Origin of the sequence: Candidatus Methanoperedens sp. BLZ2 (assembly GCF_002487355.1) — an archaeon.
Lineage (GTDB): Archaea > Halobacteriota > Methanosarcinia > Methanosarcinales > Methanoperedenaceae > Methanoperedens.
The window spans coordinates 172,677-192,620 of sequence record NZ_NTMG01000085.1; the positions used below are offsets into that span (position 1 = coordinate 172,677).

Consider the following 19,944-nt stretch of genomic DNA (forward strand, 5'->3'; position numbering starts at 1 on the left):
CTACTATTGCATTATAAAACATTAGGTAAACCTAATAAAGGTGAGATAATGTTTGAAACACTGACAATTACTTTAAGAGAAGGAATAGAAGCAGCGCTTGTAATTGGTATAATACTTGCATATCTTGGCAAGACCAATAAAGAGGCGCTGAAGAAATATGTGTACGCTGGAATCATTGCGGCTGTAGTTGGAAGCATCGCAACCGCCATTGCAATACAGATGCTCCTGGCAGAATGGAGCGAATTTATGGAGGGTTTGATGTTCTTCATAGCTGCAATCTTCCTTGCAACGATGCTTGTATGGATGCACCGAACTTCGAAACACATCAGGCAGGATGTAGAGCAGGGCATTGAAAGCGCCCTTAATAAGTGGCAGGCGCTCGGAGTCCTGGCGCTTACATTTTTCATGATATACAGGGAAGGAGCAGAAATAGTATTGTTCCTGTCTGCAACAGCAAAAGAGGCAAATATATTCTCTGTACTGGAGGGCGCCGCTGGTTTAAGTTTGGCTGGGCTATTCGGTTACCTGTTCATTAAAGGCAGCCTTAAGATGGACCTCGGAAGATTCTTCAAGATAACAGGCGTGATGCTTGCCGTAATAATCTTCCAATTGATAATCGGCGGTATTCATGAGTGGTCGGAAGTGGGAATTATAAACTTGAGCCAGACCGGAATGAGTATAATAGGTCCTCTGGTGAAAGAGTCGGCATCCATTCTATTCACGGGAATAATGCTTGGTTTCCTTGTGCTGTTATTTGTAATGGTACCGTGGAAACAGGTCAGCACTGAGGGTATTGAAGGCATTGAAAAAAGAAAAGCGCTCGGTGCCATGCGTAAAGAGAGAAACAGGAAAATCACAGTAGGCATAGTAACAGCATTTTTAATATTTGCTTTCGTGAGCGCCCAGATATCGGCGCTGCCGGCGGGCGTAGACCCAAAGCCTGAAAAAGTGAGCGCAGCAGGAGGCGTGGTAAAGATCCCCATAGCAAGCGCATCAGACGGAAATCTGCATAAATACGTTTGCGATATGCAGCATGCGGCAGGTGAAGCCTGCCCGATGCATGGCAGTTCAGGCGAAGCAAATGTGAGGATCCTGGCAATGACAAAGAGCGATGGGAGCGCTGCCGTAGCTTATGATGCCTGTGCCCTGTGCGGCGCTGCAGGGTATGTACAGGAAGGAGACGAATTGATATGCAAGCGATGCGGCGCACCAATTAATCGCGATAGTCTGGAAATGGGGGGAGGATGCAATCCCATCCCTCTTAATTCCACACTTGAGGGTGAACAGATTGTGATAAAAACCGGGGATATCAAAGAAAAGGCTGACCTTTTCAAGAATTAAAGGAGTTAAAAATGAAAAAAACGATAACAATTGCTGCATTAATCATAGCAGCAATCTTCTTATCTGGCTGCGTTACGCCAGAGGAAAAGCAAGCTGAACAAAAACAACCCGAAACAACAACGCAAGTAACCAGACAAAAAATAACCATAGCTATTCTGCCCACGCAGCAAGCTGAAGAAATAATGCCAAAAGCAAAGGAGCTTGAAAATTTCCTGGAATCAAGGGTAAATGCCGATATTGATGTGTATGTACCCATGAGCTACTCTGCTGTTGTTGAATCTCTCAGATTCGGACATGCGCAGGTCGGCTTGATGAGTGCGTGGCCGATTGCTGCCTCGGCAAAGCTGGCAGGAACCGATGTTGTGCTCTCTGAAGTAAGAGAGGTCATAATAGATGGTGAAAAGACAAACCAGACCTATTATTATTCGTACTATGTTGTCATGAAAAATTCCAGCTACACAAAACTGGAAGATTTGAGAGGAAAAAGAGCCGTATATGCAAGCCTGACCTCTACTTCAGGTTACCTGTTCCCGGTTGCAAAGCTTGTTGAAAAAGGCTTAATATCAAAACCAGCCCAGGGAAAAGAAGCCGATCCCAGAGAATTCTTTGGCACGGTTGCTACGCCCGGAGGATACGGTCCCGCATGGGATACGCTGAAGCGGGGTCAGGCTGATGTAGGCGTGATAGCTGGCGATGTCTCAGGGACGCTTTTTAAGGAGATAATGGATAATACTCGCGTAATAGAGACGCAGGGTCCCATTCCTTCGCATGGCGTGGTTTTTGGCAAAAACCTCAAAGAGCCTTTGAGGTCAGAACTGATAAACGCCTTCATGGAATTGAATGAACCTGAAAACAATGACCTGATGAGAAAATTGGTTTCGGCGATTTTCGTCGGATTCAAAAAAACAAGCAATGAGGAGCATCTTGCAGGTTTATCCGCCGCCCTGAATGCTACGGGTTACAAACTCACAGAAAAACTGGGATAACATGGAAGAATATGCGGTAGAGCTTCGCAATGTGTGGTATTCCCCTGACAGGGGCAACCACACTCTAAAGAATATTGACTTAAAGATAAAACGCGGAGCGAGAACTGCTCTAATCGGGCCAAGCGGTTCCGGAAAGACCACTCTTTTCAAGATAATCACCCGCCTCCTGAAACCGTGCAGCGGGTCAGTATGTATCAAAGGGAGCATTGGCGAGCTTGAAAAACATAAAGTCGGTTATATCCCGCAGCAGCTCGGCCTGGTTCGAAGCCGTACAGCTCTTGAGAACGTCCTTATAGGCGCCCACTCCAGAATAGGGTTTACGGGTACTTTGCTTGGAGTATTCCCGAAAAAAGAAGTGGAACTTGCTCTGAAATACTTGAACATGGTGGGCATTGCACCCAAAGCTGACATGAAAGTCTATACCTTAAGCGGCGGGGAGAGGCAAAGAGTAGCGATTGCCAGGGCATTGATGCAGGAACCGGAGATTATTCTTGCGGATGAATTTGTTTCTAACCTTGACATTGTAACTGCCAGGGAGATAATGGACATGATGATAAAAATAAAAGGAAAGGATACTACGTTAATAATTGCAACGCATGATATTAATCTGGCTCGTGATTATAGTGAAACCACCGTGATCATGAAAAATGGAGCCAGGATCGGAGAGATAAGTTCAGGGGATCTTGACCAGGATAAGGTAAAGGATGTCTTCACATAACATAGTTCGTACAATAATCTTTTCAGGAATTGTATTATATCTGGCTTATTCTATAGGATTTTTCGACATCGAGAAAATTTATTCGGGAAGTAAAAATCTCATCGTTTTTTCAGGCGACCTCTTTCCGCCCGATTTCAGAGTTGCTGGAACGTTATTTTACTCATTATTCGAAACCATCCAGATGGCTCTTATGGGCACTGTATTGGGATTTATTGCAGCTTTTCCTCTTGGACTTCTTGGAGCCCGCAACATATCGGGAAGAAGCATAAGCGCATTTGTAAGGCTTGTCCTTGGAGCTATAAGGACCATACCTGCTCTCCTGTGGGCGATCATATTTGCCGTAGCTTTCGGCCTTGGGCCTCTTCCCGGAACATTAGGTCTTGCGATATATTCCGTTGGCTACCTGAGCAAGCTCTACTACGAAGCGTTTGAGGCAGTTGACCAGGAAGTCATCGGGGCCGTCAGGGCAACGGGAATATCCCGCCTGAAGGAAATACGCTTCGTAATTATCCCTGAATCGATGAACCATATCTTAAGCCAGCTTTTCTTCATGTTCGAATACAATGTCAGGTCTTCTGCCATACTCGGTTTTGTAGGCGCCGGAGGCATAGGGTTCTACATGATGAACTACATCCAGCTTTTCCAGTACCAGCGACTTACAACAGCAATTCTGCTAACACTGGCAGTGGTATTGATCATCGACTTTATAAGTGCAAGGATAAGGGACAAATTTTTAACACAAATGCCTTATTAGGCTATCCTAAATAATAAATTCGCAATACCGAATGATTTATATGTTAACAAAACAATTACTGATTGATATGTCTAACCCGAACCAAATCCTATCCTATCTATTAGAACTGTTTTTAGGGTTAGGTATATCCCCTGCTATGGGGTGACGGCATGATAGAAGCATTAAGAATAAATCTCAAAAACGAAAAAGATGCAGAATTCATCGTTGGTAAAATTCTCGCTCTCGTAAATTGCAATAATAAAACCAAAAATGTAGAGATTCAGAATGAGTTCTACAAGTACGACCCAAAAACTCCGGTAATCCGGATTTTCGTGGAGTAGTCATGTTCTATCACCTTGTTTCTTCCGCCATCCGGAGAAGAAAGCTGAGAATTGCCCTGGCAGTACTCGCTGTTGTCATGGGCGCCTCTATAGCCTCAACCCTTCTTACAGTATCATTTGATATCAATGATAAAATGGGAAAGGAGTTGAAAAGCTATGGCGCAAACATTCTTTTGCAGCCTTCATCCGAAGGCGCATTCATAAACGAGAGCGAACTCTACAAAATTAAGACCATTTTCTGGAGGCACAACATAATAGGATATTCTCCCTATCTCAGTGATACTGTAAAAATAAAAGATACGGAAATAGTACTGAGCGGCGCCTATTTTGACGAGGAGATCAGGATACCGGGGATCAACACTACATTTATCGGGAACAGGAAAGCGCAAGAGAAAGAAGAAACTATCAGGACAGGAATAAAAACAATCGCGCCCTGGTGGAAGGTGGATGGAGAATGGCTTGCACAGAAGGAAGCGCTTGTTGGGGAAGCGCTTGTTGGTGTCAATGCTGCTGAAAAGTTAGGGTTAAAGCAGGGAGATCTTTTCATGGCAGAGTCCGGCAATAACAATGAAACTTTCAAAGTATCGGGTATTCTCTCCACTGGCGGGGATGAGGATGAGCAGGTGACAGTATCCCTCAAGGATGCACAGATGCTTTTCGGGAAGCAGGGCATGGCTGACCGGGTCGTGGTCAGTGCATTAACTAAACCTGAGCCTGCACAGGAGATAGACCCGTCCAGGCTCCCGCCTGAGCAATATGAAATCTGGTACTGCACACCGTATATTTCCTCCATAATGTTCCAGATCGAAGAGGTTATTGATGCAAATGCCAGGCCCATCAGGCAGGTGGCGGACAACGAAGGAAAGCTGCTTAAAAAATTTGAATGGCTTATGTTCCTGATCACAGGAATAGCTATGACCACAGCATCGCTCGGTGTCGCAGCCGCCATGAATACCTCGATTTTCGAGAGGAAAAAAGAGATCGGGTTGATGAAAGCGATAGGTGCCGATGGAAATCAAATCGCAGGGCTTTTCTTTGCAGAGGCGGCTGTTACAGGCATCATAGGCGGAGCAATTGGAATTCTTATTGGCGTTGCACTGGCCAGGATGGTGGGCATGTGGGTATTCGGCGCTATCATAAATCCCTCCCTTTTCCCTGTATTGATCTCAGGGCTGCTATCGCTGGCTGTTGCTCTTTTTGGCAGCATGCTGCCGGTGAAAAAGGCTGTTGAAATAGAACCATCCGTCATACTCAGGGGTGATTAAATTTGTTCACCCGCCTGGTAACAAAATCACTCCGGGTAAGAAGAGAGCGGCTGTTGATATCTATAATTGCAGTAATGCTGGGTGCCGCCATGGTGACTTCATTGATGACTATCTCCCTGGATATAAGGGAGCAGATGGGTAAGGAGCTTAGAAGCTATGGAGCCAATCTGGTTGTTCTTCCAGGCGAAGGAGAATATATCAACCAGTTCAATGCCACGCATAATTCTATTATAGGTTCTGTCTCTTTTCTTTATTTCAAAGCCGGCGTTAATGCAAAAAAGATAGATTTTGCAGGGGCAGACCTTGAAGCAGCCAGAAAAATGAACCCGTGGTGGCATATTGAAGGAGCACTTCCCGGACAGCAAGAGCTGCTGCCAGGCATTAATGCTGCAAAAAAACTTGGGCTTAAAATCGGTGATCCTCTGATCGTAGGGGAGAAATCTTTTAAAGTCTCAGGTATCCTGGATACAGGCACATCCGATGATAACAGGATTTTCATCACCATGGAGGCTGCGGAACAGATATCAGACAGGAGTGGGGCTACATTGGTACAGGTGAGTGTTCTTGGGGATATCGATGAAGTAATCAGGTATCTTGAGAATGAAGGCTATAAAGTAAAGAAGATCCGGCAGGTGGCCCAGAGCGAGAAAGCTCTTCTTGATAAAACCCAGCTTTTGATCTCCCTCGTTGCCTTTTTTGTCCTTTCAGCGTCGAGCCTCACCCTCTTTAGCACAATGGTAACAAGCGTGCTTGAGCGAAGCCGTGAGATAGGGCTTATGAAAGCACTTGGCTGCGGAAATGGCAGGCTTGCGGCCATGTTTCTTGCCGAGGCAGGGGCGATGGGCGCAGCAGGCGGCATCCCCGGATATTTTGTCGGGCTTTTACTTTCTCAATTTATAGGAATAGAGATATTTGATATGCAGGTGTCGATAAAGCCTGAAGTGTTCGTTCTCACCGTTTTAATCTCGGTATTGGTCGCAGCAGTCTCAAGTCTCCTGCCCATCAGGCGTGCAATTTCAATCGATCCTGTCATAATACTAAGGGGTGAATGAGACCCCGTATTTGAATGCGGGGAATAGGACTGATAAAAATGATAATAGCAAAAAATCTTGTCAAAAAATACGATACCACCTGTGCATTGAAAGATGCCAGTTTCACTATTGAAAAAGGAGAATGGGCTAATATAATGGGGCCTTCAGGGAGCGGAAAAACCACGCTTTTGAACCTGATAGGATGCCTCGATTCACCAACAAGCGGCTCTTTGCTGGTGAATGGAATTGAGACAACGAAGCTTAGCCAGAAGGAAAGAACTCGTTTTCGGCGCGAGAACATTGGTCTTGTTTTCCAGCAATTCCACATGATCCCCCATCTTACCGCCCTTGAGAATGTGATGATAGCGCAGTATTTCCACAGCATTGAGGACGAGAAAGAAGCAAAAGAGGCGCTTGTGCATGTCGGGATGGAGCACAGGCTGCATCACCTCCCCTCCCAGCTTTCCGGTGGAGAACAGCAGCGGGTATGCATAGCCAGGGCGCTTATCAACCAGCCCCGGATAATATTAGCGGATGAGCCTACAGGAAATCTGGATAAAACTAATGAGGAAGCTGTTCTTGATATATTCAGAAAACTCCACAGCGAAGGGAGAACGATTGTGATAGTGACACACAATCCTGAAATAGGCGAAATAGGGGATAAAATAATCCAGATATCACACGGTGAAGTAAAGTATTAAAAAGGATGCCACTGAGTGGTGGTATCGCTCTTATTCGTGCATCCTCCTAAATTCGAACATATCATTATTTTTTATCTGAAAGAAATTTGTTTATTTTTTTGGTTTTTAAGTAAAAAATCGGTAGATGTTGTTTATTTTTTAAAGCAAAAACCATATTAAATGATAAGTTCTATAATCATGAAATAAAGTCATTAAGCTAATACTCACAATCTGAAAAATGTTAAAAATCAGCGATGGAAGCTGTATTCCAATAGATGGTTTACATTTACATTCGTAGAACGTTCTTTTACAAGTTACAAAAGATAAATATGACAATAGAAGAAAATCTTAAAAAGATAATAAACGACTTAAATCGTGGAAGGATGATAGTATGAAGCCGGTCATATTGATTACAGCCACTGTAGTGTTGGCCCTGCTGATTTTTTCATCTCTGGTATATGCAGTGGACAATTCTTCTTATGATTTTAATTCATCGTTAACTGAGCACGCCCACTCTAATACAACTGAAAACTCTTCTAATTCACCGGAATATGCTCAAGCGAACCTGACACTGACAGCCGCCATTATACAGAACGGTACCGGGGATGTGACAGTTAATATCGAGGACTTCGAAAAAAATAATCCAATAACTGTCCAGCCTCACGGCTTGCCTGTCAGGTTTTTCAGGGTAAGCGCGCAGAACATATCTTATGAATCCATCTCCATCAGTGCAGCCTATTGTGAAATGGATCTAAATGGGATCGATGAGAGAAAACTCACTTTTTTCATTTATGAGAATTCCACGTGGATCATGCTGCCTACGGATGTAAATGAGGAAGAAAACATATTGAATGCATCTGCCAATTCCCCATCTTTATTTGCAGTCACTTCACATTCTGAAAATACCTCTGAACATATCCATAATGATACTGCCCGGGCCGGGAAATCGCACGAATACAAAGACATGGGTGACGAAACCATATCAGCTTCATTTGTTGGAAGAGAAAAGGCTGAGTTTACTCTTGAGATGAACAGTAATAACATACCCGACTCTTCACCGCCCGGGAGCCCTGTTAAATTTTTCAGCATATCAGCAAGCAACTTTTCTTACAGTGGGGTAAATATCAAAGTGGCTTACAATGACGCAGAATTCGCCGAAGCAAATGAGAGCGACCTTTCGATCATTCATTATACTGATTCAGCATGGATAACTTTGCCCACAGATTTCGATGAAAAAGAAAATACTTTGAGGTCCTACGTAGATTCGTTATCCCTGTTTGCAATTTCATCTCTTTCAGGGACAGGCGGCATGGGTATGGGAGTAATATCAAACTGTCTGAGATGCCACGGAACCAATAGTAAGGCACCGGGCGAAGAAATGATGGGAGGGAACTTTTCGAAAATAAACCAGGATATCATGAGCCAGAGCATCCATGCCAATATAAATAATTCAAGCTCAAACCTCAATCGAGCATGCTGGGCATGTCATTTGAACTCAACAACGCCGCCGAAAAAGCATCCCATGCACAAGCCTGCGCTCACATGTGCTTCCTGTCATGTGAACAGTACTGAAAAATTCAAATCTCCATTAGTAACGGAACACACTCCGCAGCCTGCCAGCATCGCTGTGATTGCCACTTGCCAGCTCTGCCACGGCAAATCACAGATGATAAATTTCAATGGCAGTACTGTAAATTCGACAATTTCTCACTACGGCAAGAAAAGGACTGATATGCTTGATTTAAATAAGACCAGTACTATCTGCTCCTACTGTCACCAGGATCCAGCTTCTGAGTTCTCGGATGTTTTCAATAAGACCTCAAGGACGAACATAACCCACAATGGAAATATAAGCTGTTCATCGTGCCATGGCACAGGCAGGCTTCATGATACAACCCTTGTGAACATGAAGGGCTATAATCTCTCAAACTGCGTTGCATGCCACGGAAAAAGCGGTTTTGCTATTAATAAATTAGACGAAAATGCAATAAATAAGAGTATTCACGCAAATCTGAATAATGCGAGTTCCATCCTTAACGGTGCATGCTGGACATGTCATTCAAATATTATTACTGCACCGGAAAATCATCCAGACATTGTAAAACAGCCGGAAACCTGCTCTACCTGCCACATTGAAGATACTCTTAACCTGACACAAAAATTAAAACCAAACCACCTGACAAGGCACACCGCCGAAAGCAGCCAGGTAAAGGCAGCAGCAGCCTGCATCCTTTGTCATAGCAACGATGTGCGGGCTTCTGGAAAAACGATAAATTCCACGGTGTCGCATTACGCCAAATACCCGGCGGTAGATACGAAAGACTGCGTGAGCTGCCACCAGAACAAAGAAATCGGGAAAAAATGGAGCAGCCCTCCTGATCCGAGAGACACCGTCCGGCTTGCAAATGTTGAAAAGAAGCTTGTTTCGGATGAGATATGGAAGCTTGACCAGAACTACAGCATAGCGATCAGTGAAGCTGATAAAGAAGGCCAGTCGGCCTGGATTGAACTTTATTACAACGCGAAACCAGTCAAAAAAGAACTGGTTACGCAAGGCGACAGCTTCAAATACGACACAAAACTGGTTGAGGACGGCGCCAATAAAACAATAATCGACCTTGGGATATCTGATATATTCTACGGCGGAACAGTGAGCCTTGTGACTTTTCGCGGATTCGTTCCAAAACATATACATACCGAAACGAGCAGCGTCCAGTGCTACACCTGCCATGTCAGGGACTACAGATCCGACAGGCCGGACGGGTACAGGTATTTAGTACTCAAGAACGAGGAGCAGAATATCACATTAAACCGGCTGGACATCGATTTTTCAGCCTCTGATAAAAAAACGATGTACTCAGGTGAATCGTGGGATCTTGGAAGCGGATATGAACTGAAGATAAAGGATTTCGGCCCGGATCGCGCATATGTGCTGCTTGCGCTTGAAAAAGATGGTATTGTTGTCAAAGAGGAGTTCGTCAGGGAAGGGGATTATTTCACATATAATACGACATCAAATGGCGTCGAGATTACGATGCTGAGCATGAAAATAGCAGGTATGTTCGTAAATGGATGAAGAAGTATGAAAGAATCGATAAAACATCTGTTTTTCATTGTTCTTGCCGTCCAGATGATCAATGTATCATCCGCCGCTGCAAATCAGGATGCAATTATCGTAATTGAAGATGCACGTCACATCTCAAATGAGACTGATGTAGTTGGGCAGAATGAAACAGTTGGGAACTATACTGGTTCAGAACTTGTGCCGGGCCAGTATATAAAAATTGGTGAAGTTCCGGGGACTTTCCACGAATCTGCCCTGACAAACGGGAGTTTTAACCCCGAATGCAGCGGCTGTCACCGCCTGGGTGGAATTGCAGCAAAGCAGGTAGATGTTGATGCCTTAAAAAAAAGCGTTCACGCAAACCTCAATAATATAACAGAAAGCACAGGTGTAATCGACCCTGTCAACAGGGCGTGCTGGGCATGCCACGGCAACGGCACCATGCCTGCGACCCATCCTGAAGAATACATGGCGCCAAGATCATGCGCCTCGTGCCATTTTTTTGCAACAGACTATAATGCACCCGGTGTGAGCGGCCACACAAAAGCCGGGGAAAACCTGACCCTGAATATAAGCTGTGAGAGGTGCCATGGCAACAGTCTTGTTAACTCCGGGTTAAACAGCACGAAATCAAATGTTTCGCATTACCTTGCAAAAATAGCGTATAATTCAACGGATTGTCTCTCCTGTCATGGAAACCCGGCCAATGCCACTAAATGGGGGAACGCATCCCTCGTATATTCTCACGTCAAGAACGGTTCATGCACTGATTGCCACGGAACAGGGCAGGTCAAAACTCTTCACGATATAAACCTTACAATTCCCGCTGAAAGAACATGCGTTAAATGCCATACGAAAGAGGACGCTGTAGAAAAATACGGGGCAGGGGGTATTATTCGCACACATTACCCGGGCGCGCCGCAGGGGCGGGCAAACACGACTGCGCAGAATTCCAGCTTCTCATGCGAATTATGCCATAATGCATCTAACACTACGCTCCATAACCGCACTCTTACCAGGAACCTCCTATATCAGGATAACATTTCACAGGAAAACAATAACAATATATTGCAGATATTCTGCTCTGACTGCCACAGTGCGGCAGGGAACTTTCCCTATAAGCCCGCTGTCCAGATCCCGCGTCTCATCCACGGCAACCAGACAGAACACACTGCACTGGGAATGAAATTGAACTGCGAGACTTGCCACGATTCTAACAGATTGAGCAGGTTCCACAAACCTACCCTCGCATGGGAGAGACCTGTTGGAATGGTTGTGGATAGCAGGGATGCCCGGTGTACGGATTGCCATAATACCCATATAAAACAGACCGTTCAGAAAGTTACATGCACAACCTGCCATTCGGGTTATGATGCCTCACACTATAGCAGCCTGATCGTGGAAAATATCAACAAAACCCTTACCTGCGGCGTATGCCACAATGAGATAAAAAATGAGTTCCATAACCTGACAGTACCTGATAAAGAGTTTGTAAAGCCCCGGATAAAAACAAAAGATACTGTAATATTATCGTGCGACTCCTGTCATAACGCTACAGGGAAAGAGAAATTTCACTACAGCGAGTTCCCGACAGGAACTATCCAGTCGCCGGGATGGAATAACTGGAGCAATGGCACCAGGGTGAATAAATGTCAGGACTGCCATGTAAAAAATGGCGGAGAGCAGCCATTTAAAGCTACAAACCTGACATATCCCTTACATAGAGATGCTTCTGATTGTACCCTCTGCCATGGCGGAGATACTCCGATCTCTCTTCATGTACTCCAGAAATCAACAGGCGTTCCATATATCAAAGATATAATTCTTGTCCCGCAGAAAAGTTATGCAGGTGAAAATATTTCCATCAGTGTCCTGGCTGTGGCAGGGTGGGATGCCAGTATTGCGAACGTGGAATATTTTATTGACATCGTGGGAGAGGGCGGAAGCGGCAGGAACCTGACCTCTGGAAAAGAGCTTGCGGGAGGCCAGGTAAGGGAAGCGTTTGCAGATATGGATACCACAGACCTGAAGGAAGGCACCCATATAGTTTCTGTGCATGCGCAGGATTCAAAAGGCAGGTGGGGAGATGTTTTGCCTGCCCCATTCGTGATAAATAAAGAGATTAGAGCCTGGTATTTGTTCAGGCACTGGGAACTGGTATTCCTGGTTGCGGGTGTATTGGTATTGATTTACTTATTTAAGAAATTTGGAAAATAACTACTATGGACACAGGGAACATACTTTTGCTGATCGGGCTAATTGCTTCGATAGCATCACTATCGGTTTATAAACTTAATCGCAGATATTTCTTATATGCGCTAATCCTGGCGTTTCTCTTTATTTCATCCGCGGTCCTGCTTCTCGTTTACTATTTTATCTCAAATGACTTGAGTATAAATTACGTATACATTTACAGCGGGGACCTGCCTGTAGTATATCGAATTGCAGCCATGTGGGCAGGAAAACAAGGCATGCAACTGCTACTGGTATGGGCTACCATGCTGTTTATTTTGTTATTCTACATGAAAAACCAGGAGAATAATGGATTCGCACGGAAAATATCATACATAGCTCTGGGCATCGTTATTTTATTTTTATCAATCACCCTTCTGGATTCACCTTTCAGACCCGCTCCTGGCTCATCAGAGGCAGGAATTTTATCAGGTCATGGTTTGAGCCCGAAGATGATAAGCTTCTGGTTTCTGATTCATCCGCCCCTGGTAGTAATGGCGTATGCGGCAATTATTATTCTATTTGCCTCTGCAATAACTTACCTGTTTTCAGGGGAAAAAGAGTGGGTCGTAACTGCAAGATCCTGGGGAAGGGCATCATGGCTGCTATTGTCCCTTGCAATGGCGACAGGCGGTGCATGGGCTTATGAGACCGTCGGATGGGACGGATTCTGGAAATGGGACCCTGCCCAGTCAGGCGCGCTCATAATATGGCTTGTTCTGACTGCTGTGCTGCATGCGATCATCAGGCACCAGCGCAACTTCCGGGAGTATGATACAACTGCTCCGCTGTTATCTGCTTGCGTATTTATCCTGAGTCTCTATGTAATGTTCTTCTCGCGAAAAGGGGTGCAGGGTTCCGAACACAATTTCCTGGGAAGTGATATTTGGGCCATATTGTTCGCTGCAATGTTATTTACCACAATTATTACGTTATATTTGATCATGAGGAGAAAATCGGAAGAATCCGGCTGGAAAATGACATTGAATTCCATGAACTCACTTCGAACTTCATTCCACACCGCTATTTTATTATTATGTATGCTGGCTTTTGTCCCTTTCTGGGGCATCACCCATTCGATCATCCCGGAGAAGATTTTTGGAGATCAAATCTTAATCCCGAAAGAAGTCTATAATTTCTGGAGTTTTCCCATAATACTGCTGTTGATCACGCTTACAGGATATTCCCTGCTTCAGGGTGTAGTAAAACAAAAAGTCCTGAAGCTTATAACGCTCCTGGCAATCTTCACAGGCGCTGTGACTGCATTCTTCCCCGGACCAACTCTCCTTGACCCTGCTTCAGAATTCTATCAACAGTCTACGTTTCTTGGACAATCAATCGGGTCCGTATCTGTAATTTCTTATATACCAATATCCCTTTTCGGTGTGGGAGGGATATTTTTCAGGTTTATTCACGGCAAACACAGGTTTTCATGCAGTAATACAGGTATAGGATTGATCCATGCAGGATTTATTTTTATCGTGGCCGGAGCAATCTCATCCACTTCTTTGAGTACCGAAGGCACTGTCGGTTATACCGCTCTGGAATTAAATATCCCAAAAGGCATAGATGCTGTGTGGAGAGTATCGGTAACTGATATCAGCACTACTGTAAAAGCTGATAATGGATCGGAACAGGTATTAAATTTAAATTTCTATAAAAATGGGAATCCGCATGGGTCAGGCGTAGTCAGTTTATCAAAAAGTGACCGTATTGGTAATTTTCATAAACTCCTTGTTCACAGGACATTGTTTACAGATATCATGGTACATTATGATGGGGATGCATTAAATCCTTCTTCGATCCGGCTGCGCACAGAAATGATGCCGCTGGTAAATGTTCTCTGGGGAGGAACTCTTTTGATGATTGGTGGAATTATTTTTCTGATGAAACCAAATTTATCCTCAAAAACAGGTTAATTTTTTCATTATTTAAATCAAAAACCACATAAATAAAGGATGATAATTATAGACTATAATCGGGGATAGTTATACCTAGACTACCTAATTTAAAAACTGGAGAATAAGGAGGTAAATAAATGAATAGAAAATTAATATTTGCACTGCTGTTAACAGCTGTTTTTGTAATGTTATCTGAAGCTTCGGCATCTAAAAATTATCAACCAATGGGCTTCACAATGAATCATATGGGCATGGATGATCAACTTATCCCGGACGGAGCGACAATCCGGCTTGAGGCAAAGCCTATTGTACAAAATATTAACGGCAGCAATGTTATCATGTACGGCTACAACGGCCAGATCCCTGGACCCTTGATAAAGGTCAGGCAGGGCAGCAGCATATACGTTAATTTCACAAATAACCTTGATATAGAGACTACTGTCCACTGGCACGGTTTGAGGCTGGAGAACAAGTTCGACGGAGTTCCAGTTGTTACACAGGAACCTATCCAGCCAGGAGAAAGCTTTCTCTATAAATTAGATTTCCCAGATGAGGGCATCTACTGGTATCATCCTCATATAAGAGACGATATAGGTCAGGAGATGGGACTATACGGGAATATACTTGTTGAACCAGCCCGCCACATGAGCATGAGCGATTCCGTGGATAAAGAGGCAGCTCTATTTCTCGATGACATTAAAATAAACGAAAGTGGTGATATTTACCCTTTTAGCAGAGAATACGCCAATTTTGCGCTGACAGGACGATTCGGGAATATCATGCTGATCAATGGAGAGGCGGATTATCAACTGAATGTGAGAAAGGGCGAAGTGGTGCGGTTCTATCTTACGGACTCAGCAAATACGAGAACATTTAATTTCTCAATTGAAAATACCAGGATGAAATTAATCGGGGGAGATTCAGGGAGATACGAAAAAGAAACTTTAGTGGACTCTGTCGTACTCAGCGTCGGAGAGCGGTACATTGTAGACGTTCTCTTTGATAAGCCCGGTACGTTCCGGATTCTTAATAATTTTCCGGAACAGAATAACACAGTGATGACTTATGTGCTTGGTACAGTAAAGGTCTCTGATGAGGCATCTTTCAGTAAGAGATCAAAGGGCTTCTCGATTCTTAAGAAAAATTACGGCGTGACCGGCGATATAGCACCGTTTAAAAAATACCGTTCCAATGAGCCGGATTATAAGCTTGATCTCACTGTTGATATCCTCGATGAAGAGCTGGCTAAGGAACTTGAACAAATGATGATGGCTTTTGAGCCGATAGAGTGGGATGAAGATGAGGATATGGCTATGATTAACAGCATGTCAACAAGCGAGAATGTACAGTGGATGATCAAGGACAATGCAACCGGGGAAGAGAAACCTAACTATCAAGAAAAGGTAGGAGATGTAAAGAAGATAAGGATATTCAACGATCCGGGATCGATGCATCCCATGGAGCACCCCATACATTTGCACGGGCAGCGCTTCCTTGTTCTTACACAGGATGGGAAATATTATGATAATTTAGTATGGAAAGATACAGTTCTTGTGCCTGCTGGAAGCACTATAGATATCCTCGTTGAATTTACTAACCCGGGAACATGGTTGATGCACTGCCACATACCAGAACACGCAGAGGCAGGGATGATTGCATCCTTTACTGTGACTCAATAAAAAATACATCCAAAGCAGTTATTACCTGAAAAAGAGATGTTAATTTATAAAGTTAAGGAGGATAATATGAAAAGATCAATGAAGATAGCAGCAGTTATGCTTGCTATCATTACGCTGGCTCTACCTGTCTATGGCCAGATTGGCGGCGGCATGATGGGTGGAAAAGACATGATGGGCAGTGGCATGACTGGCGGAGATATGATGCGTGGAATAGCGAAAGATATGATGAACAAAGGCCACGAAATGCGAAACCAGCAAGGTATGACTGGAATGGGATTTATGCACAGCGAGGGGAATAATTACGGTAATTATGTAACTTTTTCTGTGGATAATAATACGGGAGCAATAATGAATTATGGTATATCGGGTATCACGATTTTTGACTCGATCAAGGTCGCCAACTTTGACTTTAAAAATTCAACAACAACGGGTGCCTTGACAAGGATTGCAAATAAAGACGGTTCTGTGGTGGTGCAGCTGCACGATAATCCTGCTTCAGTGATCAACGTCAGGACAAAAACAGCTGTTACTGTCACTTTTGATCTTGCGGAAGGTGTGAAAGCCTCAAAGGAAGATAATGTAGTGAAAATAGAGACCGATAATTTGACTGCATTTATTGCCTCCACGAACTCTACACCTATAAATATTTCAGGAGGAGAGGTCAGGATCGGACCCGGCAGTGGAAATATTATTTTCAGGGCAGTGCCTGTGAATATCCCTGTAGAAGGCATGCATCAAAGGTTCATGGGAGAAATGATGAGGAACAGGGCAGGAGCAGAGATTTCTATGGGTATGTCAGGTAAATATTCCATTGTTAATTATTCCGAGAATATGAACGTCATGATAAAATCCATGGAGAAAAATCGTATGAAAATGACAATTAACTCCACAGACCCTTCAGGAAAATTTGTTATGATGAACATAGATAACAGTTCTCTGGTGTGGAATGAAAATCAGAAAATGCGTTTCTACCTTGACAATAAACCAATGAGACAGGTCATGACCGAGCAGGAGTTGTATGATGCAAAAGAATCTTCTTTCTGGCTGGCCATGCCCGGTGGAAACCGTATGCAAGCGATGATGTATATAGCAAATTTCTCTGAACGCGTGGTGGATATCGTGGTTGAAGATAATACAACACCGGCTCCAACACCTACTATAACTCAGGCAGCAAAAACACCTGTTTCAACGCCTGCAACACCCGGATTTGGGTTTATTCTTGGATTGCTGGGTGCGGGTCTTGCTTATCAATTGGGACGGAAATGGTGAGCAGGTTTCATATGTTATCCGGGAAGCTCAGCTACACCCGGAGTTCACCCTGGAATCAAGTTTAACTTTATTGTATTAGTCTTCCTGGATGAAATTCCCATGCCAGGTATGATACCATACCTGTCCTGAGTACCCACTTACATCCAGCATGCCATACATTTTGTTATCCTTCTTGACATCAAAATGGTAGTAGCCATAAAATAATCCACTATCTTCCGCCTTCGTTCCCGGGAGTCGAGAATCCAGAAACTGCTGTGCATATGCTACTGCCTGCTCTTTTGTCAGGGTCATAGAGCCTGGCTGTGTGCCCATCATACCATACTTTGTGTTCCACATCATATTAGGACCCATTTCTGGAGAAACAATACCACTATACTTATCTATTAGCATCTGGAATGCCCTGGTTCCTGTGCTTTTCTCTTTATATTCCACATAGAAATTGAATTCCCATTCTTCCAGATCAGCAAGTTCCAGATCAGGATTATTCTGAGCAGCCAGATATCTCTTTGCAATATCACTGGCTTGTTCCAGGCTCACCAGGCTTCCATTAGGATTATATGGGACGCCGCCACTCACAAGCATATTTCCGCCCATCATTTGCATCATAGATCCCATCATACCACCTGAACCGCCCATCATGCCTCCTCCCATCATTCCACCGCCCATCATACCGCTTGGACCCATTTCTCCAAAGCTACCCCATTGCGGCGAATATCCTCCATAACTAAAATGAGAGTATACGGAGCTGAGAACCAAACCTGCAACACCTACAACAATCAAGGCAACGCCTAATAAAGCAAGAGTTTTTTTATCCATGTTACCTCCCGGTTAATTCTAATATCCATCAATTCCCGGCTGTAGCATCCACTACCTTTTTTAGCTTGTTCTCAACCTGCTCAGCAATAGGTAAAAGTTTTGGATTACCTACTTTTCCAAGCTGCACAGTAGGTAAGATTGCGCTGACAAATGTTTTTCCACCCTTAACATAAACGATGACATTACAGGGGAGCAAGACTCCGATATCTTGCTCGGCAGTCAGCGCCTGGTAAGCCAGCGGCGGATTACATGCTCCAAGGATTATATAATCCTCAAAATCTACATTAAGTTTTGTCTTAAGAGTTTGTTTGACATCTATTTCTGTGAGGACTCCGAAACCTTCTTTTTTTAGTTCATCCTTTACTTTCGCAACAGCATCGGCATAACCTAACGAAATAGATCTTTTGTAGTTGTACATTTTAAATTACCTCCTACTTCTTTTATTACAGGTCTTTCTTTTTCTCTTCAAATTCTTCTTTATTTATCTCTCCCCTCGCATACTTTTTCTTCAGGATTTCAAGGGCGGATTCCTCACCTCTTTTAGCTCCGCCACGTTCCCACAGGTATTTGATGAGCAATACAAGCCCTATGATTAACAGTATCCAGAATATCAACCCCAAAATCCAGTAACCTCCGCTCATCATACCATAACCGTAACCGTCCATCATTCCGAATTGCATAGTTTACCTCCACTAATAATAATTGATTTTTGTACTATAAAAAGATGTATCCAGGATTGTTTTTCAGTATGCTTAAAAGTGTTCATGAGAACACATTACTTAATTTTCGGTTCTATTCAGGCATTTTCATCGGGCTTTTCACACCAAGATACCTGTCAGGAGCATCATCGAATTCTTTCTTGCATTTGGATGAACAAAAATAATACTTCTGATCCATGTATTCTGATGTATGTTCTGCAGTTATATCCACATGCATCCAGCAGACGACATCAATTGGCATAGTTTTTTATTGTCCGATGTTCTTTAAATTATTTTTGTTTTAAGAATTTAAACCGCAATCTATTTATTACATTTTATCATGAAGGATTAGTGTTACAAAATTTCATATTTGTAACACTATTTAGTAACATTTCATAAATATATATTAAAAATATGGAAATGGGAAGAAAAACAAATGGCAATGGTAGCAATCAAATCGTATTTCAGGTCAGCAGGAGGGATTATTTGATGGTTTTCGGATTAGCTTCTGCTACACCTCTGCTTTTATTAACTGGATTAATAGCAGGAATCAGACACGGCATAGACTGGGATCATATAGCCGCTATAAGTGACATCACAAGCACTCAGAGCAAAGCACGCACCGGGATATTTATGAGTCTCCTGTATGGGCTGGGTCATGCAAGTGTGGTCACATCTATTGCTCTGGGTTTCTTGCTTATGAGTTTCGCACTGCCGCAGGGCTTTGATAGATTTATGGAAACAGTTGTAGGGGTTACGCTGATTATTCTTGGAATTTATGTCTTCTATTCACTTCACAAGAAAAAAGGAAATGATTTCAGGATGCTGCCCAGATGGGCTCTGGTAGCTAATGTGGTTCTTAATTCATACGGCTGGATGAAGGCGAAGCTAACCAGAACACCTCGAAAGCACCACCACGTTCTTAAAAATGGATATGGAGGCAGAGCATCATACATAATCGGTATGATTCACGGAGTAGGCGCCGAGACGCCGACTCAAATGCTGCTTTTTGCACTGGCGATAAGTGCAGGAGCTGCCGCACAAAAAGAACTTGGTGCCATAATTATCGTGATGTATTCTCTGGGACTTGTGGTCACCAATACCCTCATGGGAGTCCTGGCAGCATATGGTTATATTAAGTACCTATCCGAAAAGTAGAAAAACAATGACATAGAGAAATAATGTAGTAA

The 19,944-nt window shown here is 43.6% G+C and carries 18 protein-coding genes; 14 read left to right on the forward strand and 4 right to left on the reverse strand.

All coding sequences use genetic code 11. The annotated features are described in order from the left end of the window. Nucleotides 1–48: 48 nt before the first annotated feature. The 13 genes from CL181_RS19555 (at nt 49) to CL181_RS19610 (ending at nt 17,240) form a co-directional block, all read left to right on the forward strand. Nucleotides 49–1,341, forward strand: coding sequence for a Fe-S-containing protein (locus tag CL181_RS19555; protein ID WP_097301014.1), 1,293 nt, complete (start codon nt 49–51; stop codon nt 1,339–1,341). Nucleotides 1,342–1,352: 11 nt separating this feature from the next. Further along, nucleotides 1,353–2,327 (forward strand): phosphate/phosphite/phosphonate ABC transporter substrate-binding protein, encoded by a 975-nt coding sequence (phnD, locus tag CL181_RS19560; protein WP_097301015.1) that lies wholly within the window; start codon nt 1,353–1,355, stop codon nt 2,325–2,327. A gap of 1 nt (nt 2,328) precedes the next feature. Then, nucleotides 2,329–3,045 (forward strand): phosphonate ABC transporter ATP-binding protein, encoded by a 717-nt coding sequence (locus CL181_RS19565; RefSeq protein WP_176505353.1) that lies wholly within the window; start codon nt 2,329–2,331, stop codon nt 3,043–3,045. Further along, on the forward strand, nt 3,032–3,799 hold the full coding sequence (gene phnE, locus CL181_RS19570) for a phosphonate ABC transporter, permease protein PhnE (protein ID WP_097301017.1): 768 nt from the start codon (nt 3,032–3,034) through the stop codon (nt 3,797–3,799). The genes CL181_RS19565 and phnE overlap by 14 nt, the downstream gene beginning before the upstream one ends. A 149-nt stretch (nt 3,800–3,948) precedes the next feature. Next, the gene (locus CL181_RS20765) at nt 3,949–4,119 is read left to right on the forward strand and encodes a hypothetical protein (protein ID WP_176505354.1); all 171 of its coding nucleotides are present in this window, start codon (nt 3,949–3,951) and stop codon (nt 4,117–4,119) included. A gap of 2 nt (nt 4,120–4,121) precedes the next feature. Continuing rightward, nucleotides 4,122–5,384, forward strand: a complete 1,263-nt coding sequence (locus CL181_RS19575) for an ABC transporter permease (protein ID WP_097301018.1) — start codon at nt 4,122–4,124, stop codon at nt 5,382–5,384. A 2-nt stretch (nt 5,385–5,386) separates the two neighbouring features. After that, nucleotides 5,387–6,436, forward strand: a complete 1,050-nt coding sequence (locus CL181_RS19580; RefSeq protein ID WP_097301019.1) for an FtsX-like permease family protein — start codon at nt 5,387–5,389, stop codon at nt 6,434–6,436. A 38-nt stretch (nt 6,437–6,474) separates the two neighbouring features. Further along, nucleotides 6,475–7,116, forward strand: coding sequence for an ABC transporter ATP-binding protein (locus CL181_RS19585; protein ID WP_255251649.1), 642 nt, complete (start codon nt 6,475–6,477; stop codon nt 7,114–7,116). Between the two features lie 370 nt (nt 7,117–7,486). Next, on the forward strand, nt 7,487–10,171 hold the full coding sequence (locus CL181_RS19590; protein ID WP_097301020.1) for an S-layer protein domain-containing protein: 2,685 nt from the start codon (nt 7,487–7,489) through the stop codon (nt 10,169–10,171). 6 nt (nt 10,172–10,177) lie between these two features. Then, nucleotides 10,178–12,376 (forward strand): cytochrome c3 family protein, encoded by a 2,199-nt coding sequence (locus tag CL181_RS19595; protein WP_097301021.1) that lies wholly within the window; start codon nt 10,178–10,180, stop codon nt 12,374–12,376. A gap of 5 nt (nt 12,377–12,381) precedes the next feature. Further along, nucleotides 12,382–14,310 (forward strand): cytochrome c biogenesis protein CcsA, encoded by a 1,929-nt coding sequence (gene ccsA, locus CL181_RS19600; RefSeq protein WP_097301022.1) that lies wholly within the window; start codon nt 12,382–12,384, stop codon nt 14,308–14,310. Between the two features lie 119 nt (nt 14,311–14,429). Next, entirely contained in the window at nt 14,430–15,971 is a 1,542-nt protein-coding gene (locus CL181_RS19605) for a multicopper oxidase family protein (RefSeq protein ID WP_097301023.1), read from the forward strand. A gap of 66 nt (nt 15,972–16,037) precedes the next feature. Further along, nucleotides 16,038–17,240, forward strand: a complete 1,203-nt coding sequence (locus CL181_RS19610) for a hypothetical protein (RefSeq protein WP_097301024.1) — start codon at nt 16,038–16,040, stop codon at nt 17,238–17,240. A gap of 75 nt (nt 17,241–17,315) precedes the next feature. Here the strand turns inward: CL181_RS19610 and CL181_RS19615 are convergent, their stop codons facing one another. The 4 genes from CL181_RS19615 to CL181_RS19630 all read right to left on the reverse strand — a co-directional run bounded on the left by CL181_RS19615 (nt 17,316) and on the right by CL181_RS19630 (nt 19,016). After that, the gene (locus CL181_RS19615; RefSeq protein WP_097301025.1) at nt 17,316–18,056 is read right to left on the reverse strand and encodes a hypothetical protein; all 741 of its coding nucleotides are present in this window, start codon (nt 18,054–18,056) and stop codon (nt 17,316–17,318) included. A 28-nt stretch (nt 18,057–18,084) separates the two neighbouring features. Beyond that, complete coding sequence (locus CL181_RS19620; RefSeq protein WP_097301026.1) at nt 18,085–18,474, reverse strand: DUF302 domain-containing protein; 390 nt, start codon at nt 18,472–18,474, stop codon at nt 18,085–18,087. Between the two features lie 25 nt (nt 18,475–18,499). Then, nucleotides 18,500–18,736, reverse strand: coding sequence for an SHOCT domain-containing protein (locus CL181_RS19625; RefSeq protein WP_255251650.1), 237 nt, complete (start codon nt 18,734–18,736; stop codon nt 18,500–18,502). Between the two features lie 112 nt (nt 18,737–18,848). After that, nucleotides 18,849–19,016: a YHS domain-containing protein gene (locus tag CL181_RS19630; RefSeq protein ID WP_097301027.1), complete on the reverse strand. Its 168-nt coding sequence runs from the start codon at nt 19,014–19,016 to the stop codon at nt 18,849–18,851. A gap of 158 nt (nt 19,017–19,174) precedes the next feature. On the opposite strand from CL181_RS19630, the gene CL181_RS19635 reads away from it, so the two are divergent. Further along, entirely contained in the window at nt 19,175–19,912 is a 738-nt protein-coding gene (locus CL181_RS19635; RefSeq protein WP_176505355.1) for a cytochrome c biogenesis protein CcdA, read from the forward strand. Nucleotides 19,913–19,944 lie beyond the last annotated feature (32 nt).